This window comes from Aquamicrobium sp. LC103, assembly GCF_001014615.2.
GTDB lineage: Bacteria > Pseudomonadota > Alphaproteobacteria > Rhizobiales > Rhizobiaceae > LBCQ02.
Genome location: NZ_LBCQ02000016.1, coordinates 166,128 through 174,249 on the forward strand (window position 1 = coordinate 166,128; position 8,122 = coordinate 174,249).

Annotated in this window: 12 protein-coding genes; 8 read left to right on the top strand and 4 right to left on the bottom strand. The window is 62.8% G+C overall.

Annotated features, from left to right (window positions below; translation table 11 throughout):
• Positions 1–2 precede the first annotated feature (2 nt).
• Entirely contained in the window at positions 3–806 is an 804-nt protein-coding gene (locus XW59_RS26640) for a TIGR02587 family membrane protein (RefSeq protein ID WP_047148430.1), read from the bottom strand.
• A gap of 202 nt (positions 807–1,008) precedes the next feature.
• On the opposite strand from XW59_RS26640, the gene XW59_RS26645 reads away from it, so the two are divergent.
• The 4 genes from XW59_RS26645 to XW59_RS26660 all read left to right on the top strand — a co-directional run bounded on the left by XW59_RS26645 (position 1,009) and on the right by XW59_RS26660 (position 3,034).
• A complete protein-coding gene (locus tag XW59_RS26645; RefSeq protein WP_047148470.1) occupies positions 1,009–1,584 on the top strand; it encodes an HPF/RaiA family ribosome-associated protein in 576 nt (191 codons plus the stop codon).
• Between the two features lie 77 nt (positions 1,585–1,661).
• Complete coding sequence (locus XW59_RS26650; protein WP_246666232.1) at positions 1,662–2,342, top strand: protein-L-isoaspartate(D-aspartate) O-methyltransferase; 681 nt, start codon at positions 1,662–1,664, stop codon at positions 2,340–2,342.
• 64 nt (positions 2,343–2,406) lie between these two features.
• Positions 2,407–2,691 (top strand): DUF3175 domain-containing protein, encoded by a 285-nt coding sequence (locus tag XW59_RS26655; RefSeq protein WP_047148432.1) that lies wholly within the window; start codon positions 2,407–2,409, stop codon positions 2,689–2,691.
• A gap of 13 nt (positions 2,692–2,704) precedes the next feature.
• Positions 2,705–3,034 carry a four-helix bundle copper-binding protein gene (locus tag XW59_RS26660; protein ID WP_047148433.1) on the top strand — a complete coding sequence of 110 codons (330 nt, stop codon included), beginning with the start codon at positions 2,705–2,707 and terminating at the stop codon, positions 3,032–3,034.
• Positions 3,035–3,059: 25 nt separating this feature from the next.
• Here the strand turns inward: XW59_RS26660 and XW59_RS26665 are convergent, their stop codons facing one another.
• Positions 3,060–3,449: a DUF427 domain-containing protein gene (locus tag XW59_RS26665; RefSeq protein ID WP_047148434.1), complete on the bottom strand. Its 390-nt coding sequence runs from the start codon at positions 3,447–3,449 to the stop codon at positions 3,060–3,062.
• Between the two features lie 47 nt (positions 3,450–3,496).
• Complete coding sequence (locus XW59_RS26670) at positions 3,497–3,772, bottom strand: hypothetical protein (protein ID WP_047148435.1); 276 nt, start codon at positions 3,770–3,772, stop codon at positions 3,497–3,499.
• An 83-nt stretch (positions 3,773–3,855) separates the two neighbouring features.
• Here XW59_RS26670 and XW59_RS26675 point away from each other — a divergent pair, with 83 nt between their 5' ends.
• A complete protein-coding gene (locus tag XW59_RS26675) occupies positions 3,856–4,416 on the top strand; it encodes a DNA-3-methyladenine glycosylase (RefSeq protein ID WP_047148436.1) in 561 nt (186 codons plus the stop codon).
• Positions 4,417–4,534: 118 nt separating this feature from the next.
• Entirely contained in the window at positions 4,535–5,542 is a 1,008-nt protein-coding gene (locus XW59_RS26680; protein WP_047148437.1) for a PAS domain S-box protein, read from the top strand.
• A gap of 64 nt (positions 5,543–5,606) precedes the next feature.
• On the opposite strand, the gene XW59_RS26685 is transcribed toward XW59_RS26680, so the two are convergent.
• Positions 5,607–5,792 (bottom strand): hypothetical protein, encoded by a 186-nt coding sequence (locus XW59_RS26685; protein WP_047148471.1) that lies wholly within the window; start codon positions 5,790–5,792, stop codon positions 5,607–5,609.
• A gap of 265 nt (positions 5,793–6,057) precedes the next feature.
• Between XW59_RS26685 and XW59_RS26690 the strand changes: the two genes are divergently transcribed.
• Both XW59_RS26690 and gabT read left to right on the top strand, forming a co-directional pair.
• On the top strand, positions 6,058–6,645 hold the full coding sequence (locus tag XW59_RS26690; protein ID WP_047148438.1) for a cupin domain-containing protein: 588 nt from the start codon (positions 6,058–6,060) through the stop codon (positions 6,643–6,645).
• 80 nt (positions 6,646–6,725) lie between these two features.
• Positions 6,726–8,024, top strand: coding sequence for a 4-aminobutyrate--2-oxoglutarate transaminase (gabT, locus tag XW59_RS26695; RefSeq protein ID WP_047148472.1), 1,299 nt, complete (start codon positions 6,726–6,728; stop codon positions 8,022–8,024).
• The last annotated feature ends 98 nt before the right edge of the window (positions 8,025–8,122 follow it).

Genomic DNA, 8,122 nt, shown 5'->3' on the forward strand with positions numbered 1-8,122 from the left:
AATCAGAGAATGAGGCGGGCAGCGGCGGCGCCGACGGAACACGGAAAACCAAGCACCACGACCGCCATAGCAACCTGATTGAAAGATACGCCATCCGTTCGGCCGAAGATCCACAGCACGGCCAGGCTTATGAGGGCGGCGACGACATAGCCCGGAAGGGTGACGCGGATGAATGCGCTCCACCAGGGCGTGTCGGGGGATATTTCGGTGCCCCCCGCAAATCCGACCGCGAACACGAAGCCGTGCATGAGCGCCAGCGAAAGCAGGATCAGCGCCACCGCGTGCCATTCCGCCATCTGATAGGAGATCAGGATCATCTCCTCGGTCGGGGCGACGTTGAAACCGAGAAACAGCGCGCCGATCGCCATGATGAACAGCTCGCCCGCATAGGTCTCCTTTTTCTCCGCCTCCCGCGCCTCGTCGGACGTGATGAACTGGGCGCGCGCCAGCAATGCGCCTATGGCCGCCGGCACGGTCTGGATCGCGATCTTTCCGAGCATCTCGTTCCACGACATGTCGGAGCCGATCACCGCCATCGTGCTCAACACGACAAGGCTGACGAACGCGCCGACGCCGCATGCGAGGAGACTGTCCAGGAGGTCGTCGCGCCAGCCGCGGGTTTCCTCGAAGCCGATCTTGCGTGACAGACCCATGAGCAGCGGGATGGTTATCGCGATGAGAACGACGAGGCGCGCGCGCTCCATGTAGAAGCCGAGCCACCACATCTCCATCGTCATCAGCATGGGCAGCGAGAAGATGAGCGCACCACCGGCGGCGCGACCGAGATCGCGCATCACCTTCTGCATATCCGATTTTCGCCCGAGCGATCGGCTGGACAACGGGTTTCGTTCCTTCGCACATCTGTCCCCCTAGAAACCGGGAGGCCCGATATCCGGTTCCATTCGAGGCCTGGCGGCCGGTGCGAGACGGTGGCGCGATTTGCGGAACCGGCGGGGCTTCGGATGGTTTTCTCTCCAGCGAGACAAACTTCCCATGGGGAGGAGTATGATGCAGGTTCCCTTGCAGATCGCGTTTCACAAGGTCGAGAAATCCGATTGGGCCGAGCGCGAAATCAGGGCGCGGGTCGACAGATTGACCAAGCTCTACAACAAGGTCGTCGGCGCCAGCGTCACGGTCGACCAGCGGGCGACCAATGTCGAAGGCACCATCCCGCCTGTCGTTCGCATCGAATTGAGCATGCCGGGCGCCGCGCCCGTGGTCGTTGCCTATGAGCCCGAACGGCTGCAGAGGCGATTCCAGAGCCCCGATCTGCGCAATGCCATCAACGACGCCTTCGAAAGCGCGGAGCGACAGCTGGCCGGATTGAAGGATCAGCGCACCGGGCGGCCCGAACAGTTGGATCACGAGGCGCGGAACCAGTTTCTCGGACAGATTGCCGAGATGCATCCGGAAGAAGATCATGGCTTCCTCATCACAAAGGAGGGCAGCCTGCTCTACTTTCATCGGAATTCGGTCCTGAGCGAGGATTTCGACGAATTGAAGCGTGGCGACGAGGTCCATTATGTCGAGCAGATGGGCGATACCGGCCCGGCAGCCGCCAAGGTGAGAACCCCGTCACGTTGATGCATTCGGCGACGATCGAGGATTTCGGGAACCCCTATTCGTCGCTGCCAGCCTGACGGCCAGCGGAAATGCGAGCAATGAGCTCTCCAGCGAAATCCCGGGCCCTGATGGTCAAGCATCAATTGGAGCAGCGCGGCATTTCCGATAAGCGCGTGCTCAGGGCGATGCGACGCGTGCCGCGGGAGAAGTTCATTCCCGATCATCTGCGCGACCTTGCCTATGAAGACGGCCCCTTGCCGATAGAGGAAGGGCAGACGATCTCGCAGCCCTACATCGTCGCCTTCATGGCCGAGGCGGGCGAATTGAAGCCCGGGGACAAGGTGCTGGAGATCGGCACCGGCTCCGGCTACGCGGCCGCGGTCATGGCCGAGATCGCGGGCAGGGTGATCACCATCGAGCGCCATGCGGCCTTGGCCGAGAAGGCGAGGCAGCGCCTGTCCGATGCCGGATACGCCAATGTCGATGTTCGCACCGGAGACGGCACTCTCGGCCTGCCCGGCGAAGCCCCTTTCGATGCGATCATCGCGACTGCCGGGGGCCCGCGCGTTCCCGAAGCCTGGAAGGCGCAGCTTGCGGTCGGCGGCCGCATCGTCGTGCCGGTCGGACAGAGCCGCAGCATGCAGGATCTCGTGCGGCTGACGAGGATCGGCGACGACGAGTTCAGGCGCGAGCCGCTGGGTCCGGTGCGTTTCGTTCCCCTGATCGGAGAGGAAGGCTGGGATGAGGGTCTCCACTGGTATTTCGGCAGGGACGAATAGGGCGCGCGGAACATAGCGCACCGCCGCCGGTTTGGCCTCGTGAGCTTTTGAACGAGGAATTCAGATGGCCGCGAAAAGGAAATGGTCCGCCGAGGTGACCAAGCACAGCGATGCGCTATCCCTCGAGGAGAACATCTTCGAGGCTGACAGCCCACGGAAGATCGCCGCCTCGCTGAAGCATTCAGCCGAGCACAGCGAGAAGCGCAAGTCGGAACCGTACCGCTCGGCAATGTCGATGCTGACATTCTACATCAACCGCGCCGGTAAAAATCTCAGCGCCGAGCGGAAGGACACCCTGGAGAAGGCAAAGGACGAACTGCGCGTGCTGTTCGGCCGCGAGAAGAAATAAGGGAGAGTTCGAAATGAAGATCGACCCGGAGATGCGGCAATGCATCGACGATTGCCTCGAATGCCACGCAACCTGCCTGTCGACGGCGATGAACCATTGCCTGGAAATCGGCGGCGCGCATGTGGAGAAGAAGCATTTCACGCTGATGATGGCGTGCGCGGAGATTTGTCGGACCTCGGCCCATTTCATGCTTGTCGGCTCGCCGCTTCACCGGCGCATATGCGGCGAATGCGCCGACATCTGCCTCGAATGCGCGGCGGATTGCGAACGCCTCGGAGACATGGAGGATTGCGTGGCCGCATGCCGGCGCTGCGCGGAATCCTGCCGGCAGATGGCGAGCTGAGGCCGACGGCCGGTTCGGTGGACGTTCATTCGACGATATGGGGCGTGTGCCGTTCGTCCTGCGCGGGAACCGCCTCGATGCGGGCATGCCTCGGATCGAAGGCGCCGTGTCCGGCGATCGCCGTCGCGCCGGGCTCGGGCGTCTCGTAGGCCCACATGAAGTCCTCCGCCGCCTCGCCGACGGCGCTGACCCGCCAATAGCTGGCAGTTCCCTTGGACGGGCTGACCGTGCTGGTGCCGGTCTTTTCCAGGAAGTCGAAATAGATGTCGTCGAAGGGAATGTAGAATACCGGCTCGTTTCCACTCTCCCGCACGAGCTTCGCTCTGTCGGTCGACGCGATGGTCGCGTCCGAAAAGGTGACGTTGACGGTTCCGTGGAAAGGTTCGATCGAAACGGCTTTCTCGTGCGTGGTCATGTCCGGTCTCCGTTCGGCTCGTTTGTCGGAAGAAGTGTCCTCGACCGCTAGACGTCGTCGAACTTGCTGCCTTCCTTGCCGGGATTTCGCGAAAGCACGCGCTCGTCGGCATCGTCGGGCAGCGCCTCGTCGCTTTCCTGGTAGGGATTGTCGTCGTCCTCGCCGGGCAGGTCGCCCGACGGCTCGACTTCATAATCGGTCTCGAAGTTTTCCGGCAGGCTTCCTGGTCTAAGCTCGCCGCCTTCGACCTCATCCCAATCGGCTTGCTCTTCGACAGGCCCGTCCGGCGGCAGCCTGTCCTCGGGTTTTCTGTTCGGGCCCATTTCCGCTTTCCTTTCCCTTCTGATATCCACCCAACCGAAATGCAGCGCGTTCGTTCCCTGCCGTGAAGACAAACGAGGAAGTCATGTCGCTTGCGCAATTCTTCAGCCGGCCGGCGGTCATCGTCGCACGGGAACTGATCGGCGCGGAATTTCGCGTGAACGGCGTCGGCGGCGTGATCGTGGAGACCGAGGCCTATGAGCCCGACGATCCGGCCTCGCATAGCTATGGTGGGCCGAGGGTCCGGAACCGGGCGATGTTCGGCCCTCCGGCCCATGCCTATGTCTACCGCTCCTACGGTATTCACTGGTGCATGAATGCCGTCTGCCTGCCGGGAAGCGCGGTGCTGATACGGGCGCTTGAGCCGCGCTGGGACATGGCGCGGATGGAACTTCGCCGCGGCGCGACACGACCGCGACTGTTGTGCTCCGGCCCGGGCCGGCTCTGCCAGGCGCTCGGCATCGACGGCACGATGGACGCGCTGCATCTCGGCCGGGCTCCCTTCGTCCTGGTGCCCGCGGCCACGCCGCCGCGTCTCGTCGCCGGGCCGCGCATCGGCATCAGCCGGGCGACGGAAAAACCATGGCGTTTCGGACTGGCCGGTTCGACGTTCGTAAGCAGCAGGTTTCCTCTCGACGTCACGTAGAGCGCGTCACGAACACGGGACTTTCCATCCTCTCGTCCTGGTGATTTATTATCCTTGCGCAGGTCCGCGACAGCCCGTCTGTCTCCACCTTGCGGGGGAGTTCTCAGGAGGGTCGAGCGTGTCCGGATCCGACAGCGAAATCCAGGGGTGGAAGGCCCGCCATGCCGATTATCAGCTTGCGGCAATCGTCCAATCCTCCTTCGACGCCATCATCAGCAAGGATCTCGGCAGCATCATAACGAGCTGGAATCCCGCCGCGGAGCGCTTGTTCGGCTACAGCGCCGAGGAGGCCATAGGCAAGTCGATCCTGATGCTGATCCCGCAAAGCAATCAGGGCGAGGAAAAGGAGATCATCGACCGGATCCGTCGCGGCGAGTGGATCGAGAGCTACGAGACCGTGCGGGTCCGCAAGGATGGAACGTCGGTGCTCGTTTCGATCACGGTTTCGCCGATCAGGGACCAGTCCGGCAGGATCATCGGCGCCTCGAAGATCGCCCGCGACATCACCGCGACGAAGGAAAGCGAAAGACGCATCCGCATGCTGCTTCGCGAGGTGAACCATCGCGTGAAGAACCAGTACGCCGTCATTCTCTCGATCATCAGCCAGACCAGGAAGCGCTCGCGCGATCCGCTGGATTTCGAGGCCCAGGTGCGGGAACGGATCATGGCGCTCGCGCGCTCGCACGACCTTCTGGTGTCGAGCAACTGGTCGGGCGCGGCGCTCTCCGACCTCGTGCGGCAGCAGTTGAAGCCGTTTCGCCGCGATCGCAGCATCGACGCCTCGGGGCCGCCGCTCATGCTCACTCCGAACGCCGTCCAATATCTCGGCATGGCATTCCATGAACTCGGCACGAATTCCGCGAAGCATGGCGCCATGAAGGGACACGAGGGGAGAATATCGGTCACCTGGGAGGTGGAGCGAGCGCTGGAGCCATCTCTTTTCCGGCTGTCCTGGCAGGAAACCGACGGCGGCATCCAGGCAGGGGAAAGCGGAAAGGGATTCGGCACCTTCGTGCTTCTCAGGATCGCGCCTCAATCCCTCGGCGGCGAGGCCCAGGTCGAGCGAACGAACGGAGTGCTGACCTGGACGCTGACCGCGCCTCTCGACGCGATCAGCGACGGGTGACGGCGGCACGCGCAAAAAGCCTGCTCCGGTTTCCCGAAGCAGGCCGACGCGAGAAAGCTCGGGGCTATCTGTCTTTCTCGCCTTGCTTGCCACCCCTTTGCTGCTCCTGCATCCCGCGATTCTCGCCACTGCCTTGCTGGCGCATGTTTCCGCCTTGAGCCTGCTGCTGGCGACGGCTCTTGTCGTCGTTCTTGTGGCTCTGCTTGCCGGCCTTGGCATGTTGCTCCCGGGTGCCACCTTGGTTGGCCATGGTGCTTCTCCATCTGTTCAGCGGGCTAGCTCCCGCGCCCATTTAACAAAACCGACGCGAGGCCGTTCCAGCGATTCACAAATCGTGATGCGGGGATCGGCAGGAGGACCAGGAATGGCTCCTTGAGCAATGCCGAAGCTCAATAAATTTTCCGATTTCTGTGGTGCGGGCCTCGCTTTTTTCGTAGGTATCGAGCCACGGAAACATAAAATGCCATACCAGACGAGGGGCTGGTTCCGCGCATTCGCAGCGATTTGGAAACGGAATGGACAAAGAGCAATTCGATATCGGAGCACGACTCCGGGTCATGCGCGGCGCAAGCGGACTTTCGCAGCGGCAACTGGCCGAACGGGCGGGCGTCCCGCACGCGCAGATCTCCAATGTCGAGAAGAACAAGGTGAGTCCGTCGATTTCAACCTTGAGGAAAATTCTGAGCGGGCTCGGCGTTTCCATGGCGGATTTCTTCGAGCCGGAGCGGCAGCTTCCCGCGGGTCCTTTCTTCGCGGCCGACGAACTCGTTGATTTAACCTCGAAAGTCGCGGTGAATGCGATCGGCGACGGCAACGGAACCATGTTCTTTCGCCAGATCGGCGACGCCCGCAATCACAATCTGCAGATTCTCCACGAGGTCTACGAGCCGGACGCCGACACGGGCGAAACCCTGCTGCAGCATGCGTCCTCCGAGGGCGGCTATGTCGTCGAAGGCGAGCTCGAGGTCACGGTGGGGGACGAGGTGCGCGTTCTCAGGACCGGCGAGGCCTATCTCTTCGACAGCCGCGTTCCGCATCGTTTCCGCAATGTCTCCAGGAGCCGCACGGTGGTGATCTCGGCCTGCTCTCCCCCTTACCTCTAGTGGATACTATCTTGTCCGGTTGTTGCTCAAAATAATGAGCAGTGATAATGGGACGTCATCTCTCATCCAAGGTGACCAGCATGACCATCGCAGCACAATTGCAAGCCCGTCAGAAGGCGTCCGTCGCCGGCGGCGTCGGAACTCGCGGAATCTTTGCGGAAAAGGCGGAGAACGCCGAACTCTGGGACGTCGAAGGCAAGCGCTATATCGACTTTGCCGCCGGCATCGCCGTCAACAACACCGGCCATCGCCATCCCAAGGTGATGCAGGCGGTGCAGGAGCAGGCGGCGCGCTTCACGCACACCTGCTTCCACGTCGCGCCCTATGAAGGCTATGTGCGGCTTGCCGAGCGGCTGAACGCGATCGCGCCGACGGGCGCGGAAAACCGCACCATGCTCGTCACCACGGGCGCCGAGGCGGTCGAAAACGCGGTCAAGATCGCGCGCGCTTATACCAAGCGCTCGGCGATCGTCGCCTTCAGCGGTGCCTTTCACGGCCGCACGATGCTTGGCATGGCGCTGACCGGCAAGGTCTCTCCCTACAAGAAGAATTTCGGGCCGTTCCCCGCCGAGATATATCACGCGATTTTCCCGAACACCTACATGGGCGTTTCCGTCGAGGATTCGATCCGGGCGCTGGAGACCCTGTTCGCCGCGGACGTCGATCCGGAGCGCGTCGCCGCCTTCATCGTCGAGCCGGTGCAGGGCGAGGGCGGTTTCAATGTCGCGCCCAGTGAGTTTCTCGTGCGGCTGCGCGAAATCGCCGACCGTTACGGCATCCTGCTGATCGCCGACGAGGTCCAGGCCGGTATGGCGCGCACGGGCAGGATGTTCGGCTTCGAGCATGCCGGCGTGAAACCCGACATCGTCACCATGGCCAAGGGACTTGCCGGCGGCTTCCCGCTTTCGGCGGTGACCGGCCGCGCGGAAGTGATGAACGCCGCTCATACGGGCGGCCTCGGCGGCACCTATGCCGGCAACCCGCTCGCGGTCGCGGCCGCCAATGCCGTGCTCGACGTGATCGAGGAAGAGGGGCTGTGCGAACGCGCCGCGATGGTCGGTGAACGCATCACCTCGCGTCTTCGCGCCATCGCCGACCGCCAGGGCATGGAATGCATCGGCGACGTTCGCGGGCTCGGCGCCATGGTGGCGTTCGAACTCGTCGAGGACAGGGCGAGCAAGGCCGCCGCGCCCGATCTGACCAACCGCATCGTCGCGGAGGCCGAGAAGCGCGGCCTCATCCTGCTTTCCTGCGGCACGCGCGCCAATGTCGTCCGCATCCTCGCGCCGCTGACGATCGGCGAGGAGACGCTGGCGGAAGGTCTCGACATTCTCGAGGCTTCGATCGAAGCCGCCTGTTCGACCATGGGAGCCGCCTGATGGGTACGACCAACGACACCTTCGCCTTTTCCTGGTCTGATCCGTTTTTGCTTGAGGATCAGCTTGATGAGGATGAGCGTCTAATGCGGGATGCGGCT